This window comes from Nocardia sp. NPDC057668, assembly GCF_042799795.1.
In the GTDB taxonomy this organism is placed as follows: Bacteria; Actinomycetota; Actinomycetes; order Mycobacteriales; family Mycobacteriaceae; genus Nocardia.
Genome location: NZ_JBHVIC010000009.1, coordinates 313,215 through 332,371, shown reverse-complemented (window position 1 = coordinate 332,371; position 19,157 = coordinate 313,215). Strand labels below are relative to the sequence as shown.

General features: G+C 68.1%; 17 protein-coding genes. 10 read left to right on the top strand and 7 right to left on the bottom strand.

The window, feature by feature from the left end; all coding sequences use genetic code 11:
- Positions 1-270: 270 nt before the first annotated feature.
- Positions 271-1,752 (bottom strand): DUF222 domain-containing protein, encoded by a 1,482-nt coding sequence (locus ACFVBH_RS39465; protein WP_379011554.1) that lies wholly within the window; start codon positions 1,750-1,752, stop codon positions 271-273.
- Positions 1,753-2,213: 461 nt separating this feature from the next.
- Between ACFVBH_RS39465 and ACFVBH_RS39460 the strand changes: the two genes are divergently transcribed.
- Complete coding sequence (locus ACFVBH_RS39460) at positions 2,214-3,950, top strand: N-acetylmuramoyl-L-alanine amidase (RefSeq protein ID WP_379011548.1); 1,737 nt, start codon at positions 2,214-2,216, stop codon at positions 3,948-3,950.
- A 278-nt stretch (positions 3,951-4,228) separates the two neighbouring features.
- Here ACFVBH_RS39460 and ACFVBH_RS39455 read toward each other — a convergent pair whose 3' ends face one another.
- Positions 4,229-4,447, bottom strand: a complete 219-nt coding sequence (locus tag ACFVBH_RS39455; protein WP_354986000.1) for a hypothetical protein — start codon at positions 4,445-4,447, stop codon at positions 4,229-4,231.
- Between the two features lie 481 nt (positions 4,448-4,928).
- On the opposite strand from ACFVBH_RS39455, the gene ACFVBH_RS39450 reads away from it, so the two are divergent.
- The 6 genes from ACFVBH_RS39450 to ACFVBH_RS39425 all read left to right on the top strand — a co-directional run bounded on the left by ACFVBH_RS39450 (position 4,929) and on the right by ACFVBH_RS39425 (position 13,159).
- Complete coding sequence (locus ACFVBH_RS39450) at positions 4,929-5,831, top strand: helix-turn-helix domain-containing protein (protein ID WP_379011540.1); 903 nt, start codon at positions 4,929-4,931, stop codon at positions 5,829-5,831.
- Complete coding sequence (locus tag ACFVBH_RS39445; protein WP_379011533.1) at positions 5,828-6,016, top strand: DUF397 domain-containing protein; 189 nt, start codon at positions 5,828-5,830, stop codon at positions 6,014-6,016. Before ACFVBH_RS39450 ends, ACFVBH_RS39445 begins: the two co-directional genes overlap by 4 nt.
- Before the next feature lie 325 nt (positions 6,017-6,341).
- Complete coding sequence (locus ACFVBH_RS39440; protein ID WP_379011529.1) at positions 6,342-7,361, top strand: Hsp70 family protein; 1,020 nt, start codon at positions 6,342-6,344, stop codon at positions 7,359-7,361.
- A 164-nt stretch (positions 7,362-7,525) separates the two neighbouring features.
- Positions 7,526-8,533 (top strand): diiron oxygenase, encoded by a 1,008-nt coding sequence (locus tag ACFVBH_RS39435; RefSeq protein WP_379011524.1) that lies wholly within the window; start codon positions 7,526-7,528, stop codon positions 8,531-8,533.
- Positions 8,534-8,552: 19 nt separating this feature from the next.
- Positions 8,553-10,142 carry an FAD-dependent oxidoreductase gene (locus tag ACFVBH_RS39430; protein WP_379011521.1) on the top strand — a complete coding sequence of 530 codons (1,590 nt, stop codon included), beginning with the start codon at positions 8,553-8,555 and terminating at the stop codon, positions 10,140-10,142.
- A gap of 602 nt (positions 10,143-10,744) precedes the next feature.
- Positions 10,745-13,159, top strand: a complete 2,415-nt coding sequence (locus ACFVBH_RS39425) for a hypothetical protein (protein ID WP_379011515.1) — start codon at positions 10,745-10,747, stop codon at positions 13,157-13,159.
- Positions 13,160-13,511: 352 nt separating this feature from the next.
- On the opposite strand, the gene ACFVBH_RS39420 is transcribed toward ACFVBH_RS39425, so the two are convergent.
- Complete coding sequence (locus ACFVBH_RS39420) at positions 13,512-13,820, bottom strand: hypothetical protein (protein WP_379011510.1); 309 nt, start codon at positions 13,818-13,820, stop codon at positions 13,512-13,514.
- A 381-nt stretch (positions 13,821-14,201) separates the two neighbouring features.
- Between ACFVBH_RS39420 and ACFVBH_RS39415 the strand changes: the two genes are divergently transcribed.
- A complete protein-coding gene (locus tag ACFVBH_RS39415; RefSeq protein ID WP_379011503.1) occupies positions 14,202-14,564 on the top strand; it encodes a hypothetical protein in 363 nt (120 codons plus the stop codon).
- Positions 14,565-14,768: 204 nt separating this feature from the next.
- Here ACFVBH_RS39415 and ACFVBH_RS39410 read toward each other — a convergent pair whose 3' ends face one another.
- Positions 14,769-15,530: an SDR family NAD(P)-dependent oxidoreductase gene (locus ACFVBH_RS39410; RefSeq protein WP_379011496.1), complete on the bottom strand. Its 762-nt coding sequence runs from the start codon at positions 15,528-15,530 to the stop codon at positions 14,769-14,771.
- A 282-nt stretch (positions 15,531-15,812) separates the two neighbouring features.
- Here ACFVBH_RS39410 and ACFVBH_RS39405 point away from each other — a divergent pair, with 282 nt between their 5' ends.
- The gene (locus tag ACFVBH_RS39405) at positions 15,813-16,190 is read left to right on the top strand and encodes a DUF4189 domain-containing protein (RefSeq protein WP_379011491.1); all 378 of its coding nucleotides are present in this window, start codon (positions 15,813-15,815) and stop codon (positions 16,188-16,190) included.
- A gap of 113 nt (positions 16,191-16,303) precedes the next feature.
- On the opposite strand, the gene ACFVBH_RS39400 is transcribed toward ACFVBH_RS39405, so the two are convergent.
- A complete protein-coding gene (locus ACFVBH_RS39400; protein ID WP_379011488.1) occupies positions 16,304-16,570 on the bottom strand; it encodes a hypothetical protein in 267 nt (88 codons plus the stop codon).
- Positions 16,571-17,093: 523 nt separating this feature from the next.
- On the opposite strand from ACFVBH_RS39400, the gene ACFVBH_RS39395 reads away from it, so the two are divergent.
- The gene (locus ACFVBH_RS39395; protein ID WP_379011485.1) at positions 17,094-17,603 is read left to right on the top strand and encodes a hypothetical protein; all 510 of its coding nucleotides are present in this window, start codon (positions 17,094-17,096) and stop codon (positions 17,601-17,603) included.
- Positions 17,604-17,693: 90 nt separating this feature from the next.
- Here ACFVBH_RS39395 and ACFVBH_RS39390 read toward each other — a convergent pair whose 3' ends face one another.
- Together ACFVBH_RS39390 and ACFVBH_RS39385 are read right to left on the bottom strand one after the other, a co-directional pair.
- Entirely contained in the window at positions 17,694-18,182 is a 489-nt protein-coding gene (locus ACFVBH_RS39390) for a hypothetical protein (protein WP_379011479.1), read from the bottom strand.
- A 154-nt stretch (positions 18,183-18,336) separates the two neighbouring features.
- On the bottom strand, positions 18,337-18,984 hold the full coding sequence (locus ACFVBH_RS39385) for an HAD family hydrolase (protein WP_379011472.1): 648 nt from the start codon (positions 18,982-18,984) through the stop codon (positions 18,337-18,339).
- Positions 18,985-19,157: the final 173 nt, after the last annotated feature.

The following is a 19,157-nucleotide window of genomic DNA, read 5'->3' as shown; positions in this document are numbered from 1 at the left end:
CAGCGATGACGGATCTTTGTCTGTAGATCTCGAGAAGGTTCCCACGGCCATCCAGCCATGCTGGAAGGGCGAACGCGTTCCCAGCTGGGGAGCCGAAGTCGGGTACGGCAGGCGAGGTAACCAGCACTGCCGCGTTGTACTTGCTTGTTCTCCCGGACCCCGCTGGAAGGCGAAGGGTGCGTGTGGGTTCGGGGCTACGTCGGCCACTGGAGTGAACACCGATGCCGCTCTCAGCTCTTGGGGTTTGGGTTTCGGCTGTAGGGCGGCGCTCTAGCAGAGTCGCCGAGCCGGGATCCTTGGGATCCCCGAGGGACCTCGCACACGCGGGTGATGACTGAAATTCACGCGTGGTCTGCGAGCGGGGTCGATATGCGGTGGTGGAATCCACCCGGTCTTGCCCGGATGCTCCGAATCATCGGGCATGACGATCGTTTTCCAGCCGTTCGGGCCGGTATTGATCTGTGCGTGGCAGGCATCGCACGCGAAGGTCAGGTTCTCGATGTCGGTTTCGCCGCCATCAGCCCACTCTGTGATGTGGTGGACTGCGGAGCGGGTGGCGGGTGCGTCGCATCCGGGGCGGGTGCAGCCGCGTTCGACCGCGGTGAGGGCGAGGCGCTGTTCTACCGAGGCGAGGCGTTGACCACGGGAGAGGTGCAGTGGGCGGCCGTTGGCGTCCACGATCACCAGGTACGGGGTGGACCGCGCGGCCAGTTTGATCGCTTCGGTGATCGAGAGCGTGCCACCGGTGTTCGTGGTAGCGAGCCCGGTGCGCTGCTCGAGATCGGTCAACCGCATGGTGACCACGGTCGAGACCGGCAGCCCCCGGTGATACCCGAGTTTGGTCGGTCCCATATCGGGGTGCAGGAACCGCAGCAACGCATCATGATTGCGTTGCGCTTCACTGCGGTGATCACGCTTGGCAGCAGCCCGCAGCACCGCACGCGCAGCGACGGTGGCAGCATCCAAGTCGCCGTCGTCGGCGTCGATTTCGGTGTCGATCCCGAGTTCGGCTGTGGTGTGCGGGCTCTCCGGGTCGTCGGGGTTGCACATGCCGGGGCGCGCGAACTTGGCGAACATGGGCAGGAACACCGCACCCAACTCCGGAGTGAGCAGACCGGTGATCGGGAACATGCCGTCAGCGCGTTGGCGCCCGATGGAAATCCCACGCATCCGCTGACGGTCCTTGTCCGCGGTCAACACCCCGTCCGGGTCGGCATAGGCCAACACCCGGACACCGAGGGCGGTCACACCTTTGGGGTCATCGGTGCGCGCGAAATCAGTCAAGGTCCGTTCGGCGAGTTCCTTGAGTTCCGTTTCCACACTGGCGGGGATCCGATCGAGGACCTTCACGATCGCTTGCACGTGCTCGGCGGAGATCGCTCCCGCGCGCTGCGCGGCAGCGATGTGGGGAAACACGGGCGGCCGCTGGAAACTGCCTTCGGACACCGTGGAGAGCCGGTCCGCGTTGCGCACTCTGGCCGCTGCGTCGAAATGCGAGATCCGCAGCGTTTGCTGCAGGAACACGATCGGACTCTTGATCCCGGCCCGCGCGGGCAATCCCCGCGCCGCGCATTCGAGAGCGAAACGCTGCTTCACCGCTTCGAGCTTGCGGTAATCCGCTTCCAGCTTCTGCATCATCGCGATGACCTCGTCATCGGACGACGAAAACAAGGGTGATTCGAGCAGACCCTCCACTGCGACGCCATGTCCTTCAACATGGTGCGCGATGGTGGATTCCCCTCCCGAATTCATACCCCTATTCTACTCCTCGATAGCCATCCGCAATAGCCCAATTCTATTGTGATACAACCGTATTCAGAATTATTGACAGTTCAGAACGACGCGAAATCCGGACCCACGATTCATGGCATTCGCTCGTCGCCCGCGCCCACTCGTTAACTCGCACGTGCCCGGCCTCCAGTCGTTCTCCGTCCGCCGTGGCAGCGGGCGCGCCGGCCACCCCCCAATCCTGGTCAATAGCCCAATTCCGCGGCTGCAACGCGACGCGCCGGGGGTCGGATCTTGGCGATTGCCGAATCGGTTTCTGTGCTGCGGATCTCTCGAGGAAATCACGGGGAACTGCGGAAAAGGGCTAACTACTACGCTTGCTAGTAGGTGACTGGCGTTGCCAAAGTGAATGGCTGGGTTTGGTGTTACTAGTGGGAAGGGAGGGGCGCTCCCGCCCGGGAGTGCCGTCCGTTATGAAGCCGAGCATGGTCAAGGCCGGTCTCTACACCGCCGTCACGGCCGCGGCATTCTCGACGGTGGCAGGGCTCGCGCCCGCCGTCGCCCAGGGTTCACCCGTTACGCCCGAGCTGCCGCAGCGGCTGGCTGGGAAGACCGTTTTTCTGGATCCCGGTCATCAGGGCCCCAACCACAATCAGGACGTCGCCCGTCAGGTCGACGACGGTCGCGGTGGCACAAAGGAGTGCCAAACCAGCGGCATGACCACCGTGAACGGCATTCCGGAGCACACCGTGAACTGGAATGTCGCGCAACTGGTGCGTACTTCACTCGAGGGTCTCGGCGCGCGTGTCGTGCTGAGCCGTCCCGACGACACGGGCTGGGGCGGGTGCGTGGACGACCGCGCCAAGGCCGCCAACCAGTCCGGCGCGGATGTGGCGATCAGCATCCACGCCGACAGCGCGCCCGCCACCGCTCGCGGCTTCCACCTCATCGTGCCGCAGCTTCCGGTGCCGGACGCCAAGGTCACCCAGGTCCAGTCGGGTGCGGGTCTGGCCGCCAGCCGGGCCATGCGTGACGCCTACGTGCAGGCCGGGTTCCCGGTCGCGGCCTACAACGGCGCGGACCAGGGGCTGCAGACGCGTGCCGATATCGCCGGTCCGGCGCTGACCACCGTGCCGGATGTCTTCCTGGAGATGGGCAATGGCGCCAATCTCGAGGACGCGGCGCTGCTCGAGTCCCCGGAAGGTCAGCTGCGGCACGCGGTCACCATCACCACCGGTGTGGTGTCGTACCTGCTGAACATGCCGGTTCCGGCGACGGCAACCGATCAGGTCGTGGGTGATTCGGCCGCACCGCCCGCGCAGCCCGCGCTGCGGGTGCCGCCGGAACTCCCGAACATCCCGGGCCTGTCCGAGCTGCTCGGAATGGTGCCCGGGGCGCAGCCGAATGCGGACGAGCGCAAGGTGGACCCGCAGGCCCCGGGGCAGGCGGACAAGCCGGGCGCGCAGGCCGACAAGCCCGCGGCTCCGGCGGACAAGCCCGCCGAACAGCCCGCCGCCCCGGCTCCGGCCGACAAGGCGGCTCCGGCCGAACAGCCGGCCGCGCCCGCTCCGAGCCAGGAGTCGGGAACGGTTGACCCGCAGTCGGTTCCGGCCCCCGGGGCGGATTCGAAGGCCGGTCAGGGCGCCACCCCCGAGGCGTCGGTGGCGCCGCAGGCGGCGGTTCCGGGTCCGGTCGCTCCGGCGGCTCCGCAGGCGGCTCCGGCGGAACCCGCCGCACCGCAGGCGGCTCCGGCCGAACCGGCTCCCGCGCCGCAGATCGAGAAGGTGCTGCCGGTTCCGGACAAGCAGGTCCCCGCGGTGCGTCCCATCGCGGCCCCGCTGAAGGCGAACCCGCCCGCGCCGGTGCATCCCGACGCGATCAAGCCGGGTATCGCGGCTCCGGCCGCGGTGAACCCGCTCATCCCGAACGTGGCGGCTCCCGGGGCGGCGATCCCGAACGCCGCGGCTCCGGGTGCGGCGGTTCCGGGTGCGGCAAGCCCTGGCGCGCAGAGCAATCCGGGTGCCAAGACGCCCGGTGAGAAGTCCACCGACGTGCTGGATATCGAGTCGATGGGCTCGCTCATGCAGACCGCGGTGAAGCTGCTCGGCCCGCTCGCCAAGATGATCATGGGTCAGGACGGCGTCGCGTCCGATCTCATCAACGTGGCCTACAGCCTGGTCTCGGTGCTGAGCTCGTCGCTGCTGTCCGCGCCCGCCAAGTAACACAGTCGGTCGCTGGTACGACCTGCCCCCGCCTCGAAACCATCGAGGCGGGGGCGTTTTTCATGCGTCCGTGTCTCCGGCGCGCTGCCGCCTGAGCCTGCACAGGTGCGCGCGCAACGCACACCCCTGCCGCTCACATTCGGCCCCGTGGGCTTCCAGGAGCCGTTCGATATCGCGATCGGAGAAGGCGGCGTACGGCGACGGTTCTCCGTGCCCACCCGCGCTCTTGTCCCGGGTCGGGTACTCACCCGAGCCAACGTGGAAATACGGATTGGTCATCACTCGCCCTCCATCGGAAAGTCCTCGGCCCGAACCCATCCCGCCGCGCGGGCGATGTCGAGCAACTGCTGCCTGGCACTGCACGAACAGGCCGAGACACCTTCGCCCGCAACACAGTTGCGATGAGCCCACATCGCGATCCGGAACCCGTTGAGCGTCTGCAACCCCGTGGATTCGACCATCCGACAGTGCTTGACGCGCGAATAGGTGGCGGTCATCCGCGTCCCCGATCACGCCGCGAACGGTGGTGGGCCCGGTGCGCACCTCGACGGCGGCTGCGGTGTCCCCGGGCGACCATGGGTCCCCCGGTGGTGCGGAGGTCGAGGTATCCGCCTTGCGCGGAGGCGAATCGTAGAGCGGTGGCATCACCGCCCGGCCGGCGATCGAGCAGGTCGCCGGTGAACCCCCACACCGTGACGGCGGCGCACAATGTGATGAGGGCTATGAGCATCCAGATATCCCAAGACATTTCGGTTCCCCTGGTAGTCGGATCTTGGTGTGACGCCCACTCGGCACTGCGCGCCGGTGCCGAATGGTGCTGTCTGTCAGAGCAAGCCAACTATCTCGCGGAAACAGTATTTCTGCGCATTACTGCGCAATTAGACTGGTTGTGTCCACGCTGAACACTTGCCATCGTGGACTTGTCCACGGTGGGCACCCCGATCGTGGACAATCCAAATAGATAGCGAGGCTTACAAAATGGTGGGTTTGGCTGCTTCTCGCATTGCATTTGGTACGTACATCCGGGGTATTCGGACTGATTGCCGCAAGAGTCCGCTCGCGGCGGCAGTGCACATCGAGACATCTCGGCAAACGATCATGCGATTGGAGAACGGTCTTCCCACGAAGCTCAGCACCGCTGATCTCGAGCGCCTTCTAGCGTTCTACAACGTGGAACCCGAGTCTCGTGACGAGGCGCTGAGGCTTTGGCGTGACGTCAGGCTCGAGCAGAAAGATGCCCAACGCCAAGGCAATTCCGGAGGGTTCTGGCAGCCCTATACCGACCAGCTGCTCGCCAACTTCCCGCGCTATCTTCGGCTCGAGCGGGCGGCCGGTTGGGTAACCACGCACCAACTCGTTCTCGTGCACGGTCTGCTCCAGACACGCGACTATCGGCGTTCGGTTGTTCGAATCAACAGCGCGCCGGAGTTGTCCGAGGTCGATGTAGAACGTCGTGTCGAACTGGCGATTCACCGTCAAGCGAAGCTGGCCGACAACGAGTTTCGGCTGAACTTTCTGATGTCGGAAGCGGTCTTGCGGCACCAGCCGGGCAGTCCCGCAGTCATGGCTGCGCAATTGAGGCACCTGGCCGAGTTGGGGTGTCGTGACAACATCAGCATCCGTGTGATTCCGTTCGCTGCGGGTCCTCACCGTGGCTTGACCGACCAGTCGTTCACCCTGCTCGAGTTCCCCCGGCAAAGCAGCAAGGTGATGGAGCCGCCGGTGGTCTACATCGAAGGAAAGGTGGGCGCGCTCTATCACGCCCGGAACGACGTTGTGCAGGACTATCGCACCGCGATCTCGGCGCTCGAAGATGTAGCGTTGGGCGAAAGCGCCACGGCAGAGTTCATTCTGCGGATAGCGAAGGAGTACGAGGCGTGATCGAACCGCCAGTCAACAAGTGGTACAAGTCAACTCGCTCCGAAACCGGTCAGGCTTGTGTCGAGGTCTACCACAGCGCGGGTGCCGTCGGCGTGCGTGATTCGAAGAGCCCCGGTGGTCCCGAGTTGTGGTTCGCGCCCGAAGCTTGGGATGCCTTCCTCGGCAGCGACTTCTGGATGCACTGAGTCGCCACAGCCTTCGCGCCGCCCCATCTCGTTCATTCGAGGTGGGGCGGTTGCCGTTTGCCAGGGGTCCGAGCATCCCGGCCGGTATGGATAGCCTGCATTTTGCCCCGGGCAAACGTTTCGCGACCGGAACGTCCGGTTGCCATTCGGACACTTACGGCGCTGGCGGGCGCGGGTGCGGACATTCGCGGGTGCACGTGCGGACAACCCCGTGTCCGGTGGTTGGCAAGCATCCGGCTCAGGGGGTTGCATGAATGCCGGGTCGGGTCACGACGGCTGACGACGGAGCCCCCGCGTGCACGACCTCGTCGATCGAGGTGATGTGATGGCGTTCGGTGTGGGCTTGAGTATCGGCACGGTCAATACGGTCTGCGTGACGGCCGCCGACAGGGCGGGCAGGAAGACACCCGGCCGCCGGGCCGCGCCGCCCACGACCTGGCGCACCACTCTCACTTTCGACAGTTCCGGAACCGCCCGGGTCGGCCGTATTCCACGACACGGGCGGGTCATCACCGAGTTCGCCGATCTATCCCAGCGCGGACCGGTCGCGCGGGTCGGTCACCGGGCGCTCTCGGCCGCGGATCTTGTTGCCACCGTGGTCGGCAGCGTGCTCGAGGAGGTGCTGGGGAAGGCGCCGGCGGGGCAGGACGGCAGGCCCGACACGGGCATCACCGTCACTCACCCGGCCGGGTACTCCGAGAACCTGGTGGCCGACCTGCGGTCCGCACTGGACAGTTTCGGGCTCGAACACGTCGCGCTCATGGCCGAGCCGATCGCGGCGGCCACCTGGCTGGGCGCCCAGCGCGGCCCGCTCATGCCGGGCCTGGCGCTCGTCTACGACCTGGGCGGCTCGGGGCTGGACGTGACCCTGGTCCGGGTCGGCGCGGGCGCGCCCGCCAATCCGATCGTCGGATTGCCGCTGCACTCGGCCGATTTCGGCGGCCGGGCCTTCGGCGGGCTGGTGGCCGAGCGGCTGCGGCACGGCAAGGACGCGCCGGTGATCTCGCGCGTGCGGGGCGACGACGACACCGGCGCGCTGCGCGCCGAGCACATCGAGCAGTCCCTGCGCCTGGTCTACAAGTGCCTGCGCATCGCCGATGTCACCATGGCCGATGTCGACAGGGTGCTGGTGGTCGGCGGCGCGGCCCGCCCGCACGAGGTTGCCGAGGTGCTCTCCACCCGGCTGGCCCGCCCGATCGTGGTGGCTCCCGACCCGGAGCGAACGATCGCCGACGGCGCTGCCATAGCTGCCCGCCAAGCGGTCCTGGCCCAGGATTCGGGCGCGCACGGACACGGTCCGATCACCGGTTTCTTCCGGCGGATCACCCGGGTCGCCGCACTCTGAAACATCTCATTTCCACGGGCCGACCGGCTGGTTACCGGCCGGTTTGCCCGTAATGAGCCCGCTCATGGGACAAACTCGTGCAAGCATCTTGCTAGCACGTGTTGACGCTACTCCGGTTTGGTGTAACCATTAGAAACAGATAAACGCCAACCGGAGAGGTGACGATGATGTCCCCGACTACGACTCACGTCGACGACCCCGTAGTTGCCGAGGCTATCGAATACGCGGCGAAACTTCTGCTGCTGTCCGAGGGCTCGGTCAACAAGAGCTTCGACCCGTACGAGGACATCGACTGGGAAAACCCGGACTTCGACGTCGACGCCAAGCCCGAGCGCTGGGTGCTGCCGGCTTCCGCGGACCCGATCGGCCGCCACCCGTGGTACCTCGCCCTGAGCGAGGAAGACAAGATCGCGGTCGGCAAGTACCGGCAGGCCAACGTCGCCAAGGTCGGCCTGCAGTTCGAGTCGATCCTGATCAGCGGCATGATCAACCACACCTTCGGCCTCGCCAACGGTGACCCGGAGTTCCGGTACTGCAGCCACGAGATGTCCGAAGAGATCAACCACACCCTGATGTTCCAGGAGATGGTGAATCGCATCGGCATCGACGTGCCCGGCATGGGCCCGCTGGTGCGCCAGTTCCGCCAGGTGGCCGTGCCCGTCGCCGTGATGTTCCCGAACCTGTTCTTCATGGCCGTGCTCGCCGGCGAGGAGCCGATCGACCACATCCAGAAGCAGATCCTGCGCTCCGGCGAGGACGTGCACCCGATCATGCGCGGCGTCATGGCGATTCACGTCGCCGAGGAAGCCCGCCACATCTCCTTCGCGCACGAGTTCCTCAAGAAGCACGTGCCCGAGCAGAACCTGCCGAGCCGCTTCGTGCTCTCCATCGCCATGCCGATCGTCATGTTCATCCTGGGCCGGTCCATCGTGACCCCGCCCAAGGCGTTCTTCGACGAGTTCGACGTGCCGGACAAGGTGCGCAAGGAGCTGTTCTACGACTCGAAGGACTCCAAGCAGGCCTTCAGCGACTACTTCATCGACGTCCGCGCGCTCGCGCACGAGATCGGCCTGATGAACCCCGTCGCCAAGCGCGTGTGGAAGCTCTTCGGAATCGCCGGCTCGGCCTCCCGTTACCGCTCGGAGCCCATCCGCTCCGGCAAGGCCGCCTGAGTAGACAAGGGACCGTACAGTGCCGTACGTCGTCACCCAATCCTGTTGCAGCGACGCCTCCTGCGTCTACGCCTGCCCGGTCAACTGCATCCATCCCACGCCCGATGAGCCGGATTTCCGGACGGCGGAGATGCTGTACGTGGACCCCAAGGCGTGCGTGGACTGCGGGGCGTGCGCGACCGCGTGCCCGGTGGACGCGATCGTCTCCTCGAAGAAGCTGACCGATGAGCAGCTGCCCTTCATCGAGATCAATCGCGACTTCTATCGCGAGGAACGCCCGCGGCCCCTGCTGGCGCGGCCGATTCCGGCGGCGGAGGTCAAGCCCGGCCGGGAACCGCTGCGGGTGGCGATCGTCGGCTCGGGGCCCTCGGCCATGTACGCGGCCGATGAGCTGTTGACCCAGACCGGAGTTCAGGTCACGGTCATCGACAAGCTCAGCACCCCTTATGGTTTGGCGCGCTTCGGTGTCGCGCCGGACCACACCAAGACTCGCAAGGTCGCCGAGCTGTTCGATGTCATCTCGGCACAGCCCGGTTTCGGTTCGTACCTGAACCTGACTGTCGGCGAGCATGTTTCGCACTCCGATCTGATCGCGCACCATCACGCGGTGCTCTACGCGGTGGGCGCGTCCAGCGATCGCAAGCTCGGCGTGCCCGGCGAGGGGCTGCCCGGCAGCGTCTCGGCCACCGAGTTCGTCGCCTGGTACAACGGGCATCCCGATCAGGCCGGCCGCTACTTCGAGCTGTCGCAGCAGCGCGCCGTGATCGTCGGCAACGGCAATGTCGCCCTGGACGTGGCGCGACTGCTGACCACCGATCCGGAGCTGCTGGCCGACACCGATGTCGCCCCGCGGGCGCTGGCGGCGTTGCGGCGTAGCAAGATCGAAGAGGTGGTCGTGCTCGGCCGCCGCGGCCCGGCCGAATCGGCGTTCACCGTGCCGGAATTCGTCGGACTGCTCGGCGCGGACGTGGACATCGTGGTCGAGGGCGAGATCCCGGAGATCACCCCGGACATGCCGCAGAAGGTCGAACAGAAGCTGAAACTGCTGCGCGGACTGGCCGATCGGCCGGTGGGCGGGCGCAAGCGCATCGTGTTCCGGTACCTGTCCGCGCCCACGGCCATCACCGGCGTCGACCGGGTGACCGGGGTCGAGGTGGCGCGCAACGAGCTCGTGGCGGACGCCGACGGCGTGCTGCGGGCGCAGGCCATCGGCGAGGTCGAGACGCTCGAGACCGGGCTGGTGCTCACCTCGGTCGGGTACCGCGGCGTTCCGCTGCCGGGGCTGCCGTTCGACGAGCGCGGCGGGATCATTCCGAACCTGGACGGGCGGGTGCTCGAGGCCGCGGGTGGATCCGTGGTTCCGGGGGCCTACGTGACCGGCTGGATCAAGCGCGGGCCGAACGGGTTCATCGGTACCAACAAGTCCTGTGCGCAGCAGACCGTGCGGCAGCTGGTGGATGACTTCAACGCGGGCCGGCTGGGGCAGCCGCTCGGTGGGACGCGGGAATTCGACCGACTGGTCGGTGCGCGTCAGCCGCACGTGGTGCGGGGCGGCGCGGTGAATCGGCCGGCGCGACTGCGGTTGCCGCTGCTGGTGCGGAACCGCTAGGGGATAGTTCGGAACGCTCTGTTGAATCGGGCGTTTAGTAAATAACAAACCGACCGCCCCTCGTGAATTGTTCACGAGGGGCGGTCGGTTTTCTTTTGTGTACGGATTGTGTTGTGCGAGTTGTAATGCTGTGTTGGTTCTCGGCGACATCTTCGTAGGTATGCGCGAAACACTGTCGAATCGCGGTCGGACAACCTGCGAGCGTGGGGATCCGGCAGACAGCAACCGCCCAGTGATCGGGTTCTCACCGGCGCAAACTGACACTGCGGTTTTGTTTTTCGGGCTCTTGTTGCCTACCGGTTGGTATGAATTCTAGGTTCGCTGAGGTGTAACCACGCGGGGGTGTTTCCGCAACTGCGCTGTCGTCCAGTCTGATTCGATCTTGGTCTGTTACCGATCTGACCAGTAGATTCGCCAACTTCGCTACTGGACGCGAAATCTTTTCTCCGGATTCGATATTCACATCCGGTATGCGCCAGCTAACCTGAACGCGCTGTTTGGAAAACGACCGCGACCACATGGTTGGTACGCCTGTGGGGCCGTGGTCACGGTGCGTTGACGGGATGGCGATGACTGTTGGCTTTGGTATGAGCATCGGCACAGTGAACTCCGTATGGGCGACCGCGACCGGTGATCGCAGCCGGCCGGCCGTACGCGTACGGCGCACGGCCGTCACTTTCGATAGCGCGGGCGGGCCGCGTATCGGCGGGATTCCGCAATTCGCGCCGGTGGTAACCGATTTCGCCGATCTCACCTCGGATCCGGATCCGGTGGTGGTGGGCGGGCGCATCTGGTCGCCCGCGGATCTGGTGGCCGCGGTGGTCAACGGGCTGATCGAAACCAATGCTCCCGAAGCCCCGGCGGTCAGCACCTACCCCGCCTCCTACACCGAGAAGCACGTGACGCGTTTGCGGCGGGCGCTGGACTGGTCCGGCGCCGCCGACGTGCAGCTCATGCCCGAGCCGGTCGCGGCCGTGGAGTGGCTCGACCACGAGTTCGGCACCGCCGGAGCGGGTTTGACGCTCGTCTACGACCTGGGCGGCAACTGCCTCGACGTCGCGGTGGTGCGCACCGAGGCCGAGTTCGGCGAGCGCGGGGTGCTCGGGCGGTCCGAGCGCTCCTACGACTACGGCGGGCGGCCGCTGGGCGCGCTGATCGCCCGGTACGCGCGCAGCATCGCGCCCGGTGCGGCACAGCCGGTTTCGGCCGTGGTGCCCGCCACCGACACCACGAGATTGCGCAGCTGGCATATTCGCAACTCGCTAAAACTGGTGCGCGCCACCGTGCACCGAGCCGGACTCGCCATCGATGACATCGACCGCATCCTCATCATCGGCGGCGCGGCGCGGCCCGCCGAGGTCGCCACGGTGCTGGCCGACCTCGGCCGGCCCGTGTTCATGTCACCCGATCCCGCCCACACCGTGGCGGTCGGCGCGGCCCTGGCCGCCTTCCGCAGTGCCGACACGGGCTCGGCCATCGGCCGCTACGCCCCGCGCGCCGCCGTATTCTCCGGCGCGGCAGTCGCTTCCGCGCTCGCCATGTCCGCGGCCACCGTCCTGGGCGGCCCCGTGGCGAGCCCGCCCGGACTGCAGGCCGCGCCCGGCGGGGTCACCACCCCCGGTATTCCGCTGAGCCTGGGCGATGTCCTGGTCTACGACGACGTGACCGTCCCCGGCGGCAGCCCGCACGCCATCTCGCCGGCCGCCGCGGTCCGCAACTACGGCCGCCCCGTGGCCGCCACCGTCACCCCGAACTGGTTCGCCGGACGCCCCATCGTGGAGGTCGACCGCACCAGCCCCGGGACGCGCTGCGAAACGCGCACGGCGGAGGCCCTGGCCACCTACGCGAATCCCGCGGAGTTCGTGAATCCGGTTCCGTTCGCCGCCGGCAGCATGAAGCTGCCCATCTCGATCGGGACGATGCCGAACATCAGTCTTCCGGGGCTCCCGAATGTTCCCGGCCAGCCCGGCAATCCCCAGCCCGGGCACCCGCAGCCTGGGAATCCCCAGGGCCCCGGCGACATCAGCGCGCCCGGACCGGTCACCGAGCCGGGGACGGTGCCCGGCACGACGCCGGGTGCGCCCTCGAACCCGGGCACGACACCCGGCGCTCCGTCCGACCCCGGCACGACGCCGGGTGCTCCGTCGAACCCGGGTACGACCCCGGGGGCTCCGTCGGATCCGGGAACCGTTCCGGCCCCGGGGCATCCGGCCGATCCCGGTCCGGTGACCGGGGAACCCGCTTCGGGCGGGGGTACGGGGGGCGGCGCGGGTGCGGGCGGCGGGACCGGTGGCGGTACGACCGGCGGTGAAACCGGGGGCGGAGGCGGCACTTCCGGTGGCGGCGGCGGTGCCAGTGGTGGCGGCGGTGCCGGAGACGGCGGCGCGGGTGGTGGGGCCGGTGACGGTGGCTCCGGAGCGGGTGCCGGTGGAGGCACGAACCCGGGCGGCGGCGCGGGCGGAGGAGACGCGGGCGCCGGTGGCGGTGCCGGCGGTGGCGCGAATTCCGGCGGTGGCGCGAACTCGGGCGGCGGTGCGAATTCCGGTGGCGGCGCGAACTCGGGCGGTGGCGCGGGCGGCGGTGGCGCGAGTTCTGGTGGTGGTGGCGCGAGTTCGGGCGGCGGAGCCAACTCGGGTGGCGGAGCCGGTGGCGGCACCACTTCCGGTGGTGGCGGAACCGGCGGCGGCGGAGCATCTTCCGGCGGCGGCGCAGGCGGCGGTACCAAGCCCGGCGGCTCCGGTGCGGGAGGCGGCGCGAGTTCAGGCGGCGGTGCCACCTCGGGTGGTGGCGCGAGTTCTGGCGGTGGCGCGAGCGGTGGCGGCTCCCGAGGCGGCGGCGGGACCTCCGCAGGCGGCGGTGGCGGCATGGGCGGCGGTGGCGGCGCGTCGACGGGCGGCGGCAGCCGAGGCGGCGGCATGGGCGGTGGCGGCATGGGTGGTGGCGGCATGGGTGGCGGAGGAATGGGTGGCGGAGGCGGTGCGTCCGGCGGTGGTGCGGGCGGCGGAGGCCACAAGTAATGACCACCCCGCTCCCCAGCATCCCGCGCTGCTCCGGCAGGCGCGCAACGCAATACGGCGGCAGCCCGGGCGCGACACAGGTGCTGGCGGCATGGGCGGGGACAGCGGCGCGTCCGCGCGCGGCGGTAGCCCAGGCGGCGGCGCGTCCGGCGGAGGCTACAAGTCATGACAACTCGCTTCCTGGCGGCCCGCGCTGCTCTAGCCAGCGCGCAAGGCAATTCGGCGGTAGCCGAGGCGATCACTCCGGTGTGGGGGCGGTTCGCCAGCCTCGGCGTTGCGGTCGGGGGTATCGGGGCGTGCGCGGTCCGTGGGGGACACGTGTTGTGAGCACGTCGCCTTCCAACACGCCACGTCACCCTGCCTCGCGCACAATGCGCCGCAGCGCCAATACCCTTCCATCAGCATCGTTCGCGGCCGGGCCGCGTTCGGCCGCAGCACCTTCCGGCGACACCACGAACTTGCCGAGCAGCCCCCGCCGGTCAGTCTTTCGTCCCGTCACGTGCGTGATCTCCGGTACCCGGGAGCGGGCGGTGGATGACTCGATCGGGGCGTGGCGTTCGGTGTCGGTCGCGGGTGTTTCCACCGCCGCCGGCTGCTCGACTTCGGTGACAGGGATGCGCGGCCGTGCCTTCTCGCCGCGGCGTGTGCCCGTGAAAACCACCGAACTTCCCACCGGCGAAAAGGGATTCCACCGACTATGACTTTGGCAGCGAACCGTCCCGAGTGGCAATCCGATTGGCCGCGACCGCAGCTGCGCGTCGTGCCGGGACGGTCGGCGCTGTCGGTGAGTCGGCCTCGGCCGTCCGGCGGGGGATTCGTTTCGGGTGATGGCGGGGAGGCGCGGGGCCGGGAGCCTGCGGGGTTCGTGCGCGCCGGTCGATCGGATTCCGCATCACCGGCTGGTGCGGCCGCCTCGGCGGAGTCTGTGACGCGGGTGTCGTATGCGCCCTCGCCCGTGCGCTTGTGTCCTCCGGTCGATCTCACGGAGCCGGGTGCAGGCGCGGGGCAGGTCGGTGCCGTCGCCGGGGCCATGGTCGCGCCCATGAACCGCGAAGCCAAACCTGTTGTATATGACAACGTTTCGAGCCCTGGCGGAACCGCTCGTACTGCCGAGGGAGACCTCGGCCGGCGGTACCGGGATCAGCTGGTCGACCGGCTCGCCGTACGCGGGGAGAGCGGCGACGACGGCGCGGCCACCGAGTTGAACCAGTTCTTTTTGTGGCATCGGAGCGCGCAGGCCGCGCCGGAGGCGCCGTGGGAGGCGCGCGGGGGCGGGCTGCGGCCCGCACGCGGTGCGGAACCGCGCGGGGTGGGGTCCGCCGTGCCGACCGAGCTTCCGAAACCGTTGGTGGTCTTGCGATTCGACCGCCGCACCGGACCCGCGGGAGCCGTGGCGATCGAGTAGCTCTCGCCACCCAGGAACGGCGACGTGCTGGGCGGTGATCCCGGAAGCTTCCCGCCCGCCGCGTCGTCGATGAAGCGACCGGCCCACCCTCGCGCCCAATGTGCCCAGCGCGCGGGTGGGCCCGGTTGCATTCTGCCCCAGCGTGATTCGTGGTTCGACTATCGGCGGTAGCACGGGAACCGGGCGCCACGGCCGACCGGCCGATCAGCGGGCGGTGAAGCCGCCGTCGACCGCCAGGGCTGCTCCGGTGATGAAGGAAGCCTCGTCGCTGAGCAGGAAGGTGCAGAAAGCGGCGATCTCCTCCGGGCGGGAGATGCGGCCCAGGGGGTGCAGGGCGGCGATGGCTGCCTCGCCCTCGGGGGTGGCGCCCATGGAGTTCCGGAAGGCGGGCGTGTCCACCGCACCGGAGACGATCGCGTTCACGCGCAGGCCGTGCTCGGCGTTCTCCAGCGCGACCGCCCGGGTCAGGCCGACGACCCCGTGCTTGGCCGCCACATACGGTGCGACCGAAGCCATTCCGACCACACCAAGGTTGGAGGCGTTGTTGAGGATCGCGCCGCCACCCGAGGCCAGCAGCGCCGGAACCTGATGCCGCAGCCCGTAGTACACGGCGGTCAGGTTCAACTCCAGGTCCGCGCGCCAGCCACTCTCCTCGATGTCCTGCACCGGGCCGAAGGCGTTGACCGCGCCCGCGTTGTTGAAAGCCCCGTCCAGCCGCCCGAATTCGCTCACGGCCGCCGCGGTCAGCCGCTCGACGTCGGCCTCGACCGTCACGTCGGTGGGCACGAACAGCGCGCGCCCGCCCCGCTCGCGGATCTCCCCGCCAAGCCGTTCCCCGGCCTCCTTGCCCCGCGCCCCGAGCACGACCGCGCCGCCTTCGGCGGCGATCCGCCGCGCGACGGCCTCACCGATTCCGGAGGTCGCGCCGGTGATCAGAACAACCTTGCCCTCGAAACGTGCGTTCATGCTCGTGTTCCCCTTGCGTGAGAGATTTACTTGACGTGTCATATTCAACGTCGGGCGCGAGGGTTGCGCTGGCGGGAATCGGACGCCGAGGTTGACGTGTCATGTAAATCGTGCGGACGCCCGCGAAGTGCCTGGTCCCACTGTTACAGAGGACAAATCGGGTTGAGTGGGTGATGATGCGTCGGTTGATATTGGCTAGTTATTCACAGGGGTTTTCTGTTGAAGAAGTTCTCGGGTAGGGCACTTTTCGTTGTCGCGGCGGCGGGAATCGCGGCTGGCACCGTGGTCGGTACAGGTAGCGCCAACGCGCAATGGGGTTTGTACGGGGCCATCGCGTTCAGCGCTTCGGACTGGAGTTACGGATCCATCGTCGACGCCTACAGCCGGGAGGACGCCGACGCTCAGGCGTTGGAGTTGTGTTCCCTCGGCGGGATCACCGACTGCAAGCTGCTGGTGGATTGGGTGGACGGTTGCGGCGCACTCGTTTTCACCAAGGGTGCGGTGGGGACGGGCGCCGGATTGAACAGTTCTCTCGCGTTGTTCGCCGCGAATACCAGCCTGGCGCAATACCGTCCGCAGGCGATGCTGGCGAATACCGGGTCCGCGGAACAGTCGGGCACGAAGGTGGTCGAGGTGGCCTGCACCACCAACGCGGCCTGAGAGCGGCGTCGAACCGGCAACTCCCGGAGGGTAACTCGTCCGAATCGAGCCTTTTCGGGGTCGAGCACTGCCATCCCGTCGAAATGCGGACGGCTGGAATCGATCTCGAAATCTCACTCAAGCCGATCGTTGACGCGCCCGAAGTCGACGGCTCGGTCGCGGTCGGCCAGTAGTGCGGTGAACGACGCGTACTCGCCGGGAGGTACGCAGATTTGGCGTCGCGGCCACCAGCCTCGGCCGGGCGGTCTGTCATTCGGAATCACGACGGCGCGGTCGAGATTGCGCCCGATCCACGCCCGGAGGTCGGGCGAGTCGATGCTGGGCATGGTGGCCACGGCATGCTCCCAGTCCAGACCCGCCACCGCGGCGGAGACGATCACGACCGAATTGGTGGTATGCCAGCTGTCGCACATGGTTTCGTCCCGTCCGGGTGGTGAACCACTGGGGAAACGGTCCGAAGTGCCTGGATCAGGTTCGGCAGCAGCGAGGTGTGCCACCGACGGTAGTCGCCCGGTGGCGCCCGGTCGATGGGACCGCTTGCCCGCACGTTCGGTAAGACCCGGCGGGGTGCGGTGGCGCGTCGCCGGGATCGCGGCAACTCGCGGACTTGTCCAACACCGCGGCTAATTTCGAGCTGCGAGCGGGGAACGCCCGGCGTCGCCGGTTCGGCGGGCCGGCCGCGGCGCGAGCGGCGGCGGGTCGTGCGCGGGCCCCGAGTGCTTGCCCGGCGCGACGGGCCGAAACGCGAGCGGCCGGCTGCGGCTATCCCGAAGCGTCGCTGAACCCGCACCCCCCGAACTGTCGGCGGGCCCTGTCCGCACGGTGCGTCAACCCCGGTGGCACATAACGGTCGAACACGTGAGTTCACGGGCGCGGCGCGTAGCTGGATGCGGAGGGACTAGCGTGGCAGAGCGGAGGATTTCGTGCATCGCCGGTCGGGCGGTGTCGTCGCCGTGCGAGTCCATCGGTCCCAGGACCAGACGGGAGCGTCGTCGTGACGCTGTGCCAGAAAACTCCGAACTTCGCGCCGTCCCGAGGATGTGGGATGTGACGGCCCCGGACGAGCCGGCCGGTCAGCGCCGCGAGCACGAGGCAGTTCAGGCGGGCGATCTGACCGATGACGACGCCGGCGTGAACTCCTTCCTCACGCTCGGCGACGACATGGTACGCAATCTCATGGATGTGCTGCAGCGGCTCGACCGGCTGCGCGGTGTGCTCGACGATGCGAAATCGACACTGCTGCAAATCGATTCGGCCACCATCGATGTGCGGGATCTGGTCGCTCGGCTCGAAACGGACCTGCGCAGCGCCAACGCGAGCATGCTGGCGATCACCAGCGATTGGCTGATGGCGTCGCCGGTCCGCAGCGGCCCGCTCACTCTCCGATCGGCGCCGTTCTGGCACCAGCCGTGACAGTGGGCACCGTGTAGGGAGCGTGCCCGGTGGCACGCGGGGCGCGCAACGACTCCGGCCCCTCCGAGCTTCGGGTTCGGTCGGGCCGGATCAGAAGGACCCGGTGCTGGTAGGCGGGTTGGCGGTGCGGGGGTCATCGCAGCCCTCGTAGGTGGGCGCGGGCGGTGGGGTGCCGTCGGGGGAGGGGAGCACGGTGACGGTCACCGACTTGGTGGCCTTGCCCTGGACGACTTTCAGTACGTGAGTGCCGGGGGTTTGGGGGCTCCAGCTCGAATACCGGCCGACCGACGGTACGCCGGTGCTGAAGGACCCGGTGCCCTCGACCGCGATCACCGACCTGGCTCGGAAGCAGGTGTCGTTGTCGGTGAAGACGATCCAGCCTTCCTTCGGTCCGTAATTCGGCTCGTACACCACCGCGTACCACTCTCCGACCACGAAGTTTCCGGCGGAGTTCGGCTGCGGGTCGATCATGAGCGCGGCGGACGCCTGGGGCGCTGCCACGGCGACCGCCGCGCTGGCGGCCGCCAGCGCCGAAGTGCCCCACGCAATCCGATGGCCGCGGCGGGTCCGGGTACTCATATGTCGCTCCTGTTCGTCGACCCGGGAAATCGGGTCGAGGAACGGTAGCGTCCGCATAGAGTGAAACGCATCGATTTCAAGAAGCTGCCGTGCCCGCAGTTTTCGGGGCATGACCAGGCAACATGGCGGAACCCGAGCGTCCCGGGACCGCCGGCTATCGAGGCGCGAGAACGTCCGGCAGCTGCGCCAGAGTGTCTATGACGATGCCGTAGGAGGTTTGAGGCAGTTCCGAATGCAGGTAGCCCCAGGGGCCGCGGCGGATCAGCGTCGGAACCATTCCGGCGGCGGCCGCCGGCAGCACGTCGTTGTCGACCCGGTCGCCGACGTAGCAGATCTCGCGGAACTTCACCCCGGCCACCTCGGCGACCTTGGCGAAGAACTCCGGATCCGGCTTCTCCAGCTCCCACTCGGCCGAGGTGTAGATCCCGTCGACGGGCAACTCCATCTTCTCCAGCGCCGACTTCGCCTGCGGCGGCTGATTTCCCGCGATGATCACCTGCAACCCCCGGCTCCGCAGCTCGCCGAGCGCGGGCACCACGTCCGGGTACAGGTCGTCCGCGTCGAAGTTGTTGCGCAGGCTGTCCGGCTCCGCGAGCGCCCACGCCTCCTGCTCGGCGTCGAGATCGATACCGGGCCGCAGCAATTCGAACGCGTCGGTCAGCGGCCGCCCGGTCGCCGCCATCCCGCCGATGGCCCCCATCAAAGCGAATCTGGGCACCCCGAGCCGATCCGCCCACCGACTCCAGATCCGGGTCTCGTCGATCAGCGTCTCACCCACGTCGAACACCACAGCTTTGATCACCGCCCCACCCTATCCGCCACCTGTCGCGCGCCGATCAGGGATCACGCCACCCGCTGTCGGCCCGGGCGGTTCACCCGATCGACCCACGCCGCGCCGTCTGCGCGAGCCCACGAGTCGGAGCCGACCGGCCCACGGCGATCCGGCGGGCGGTCGGGCCGAGTGGGCGCGCGGGT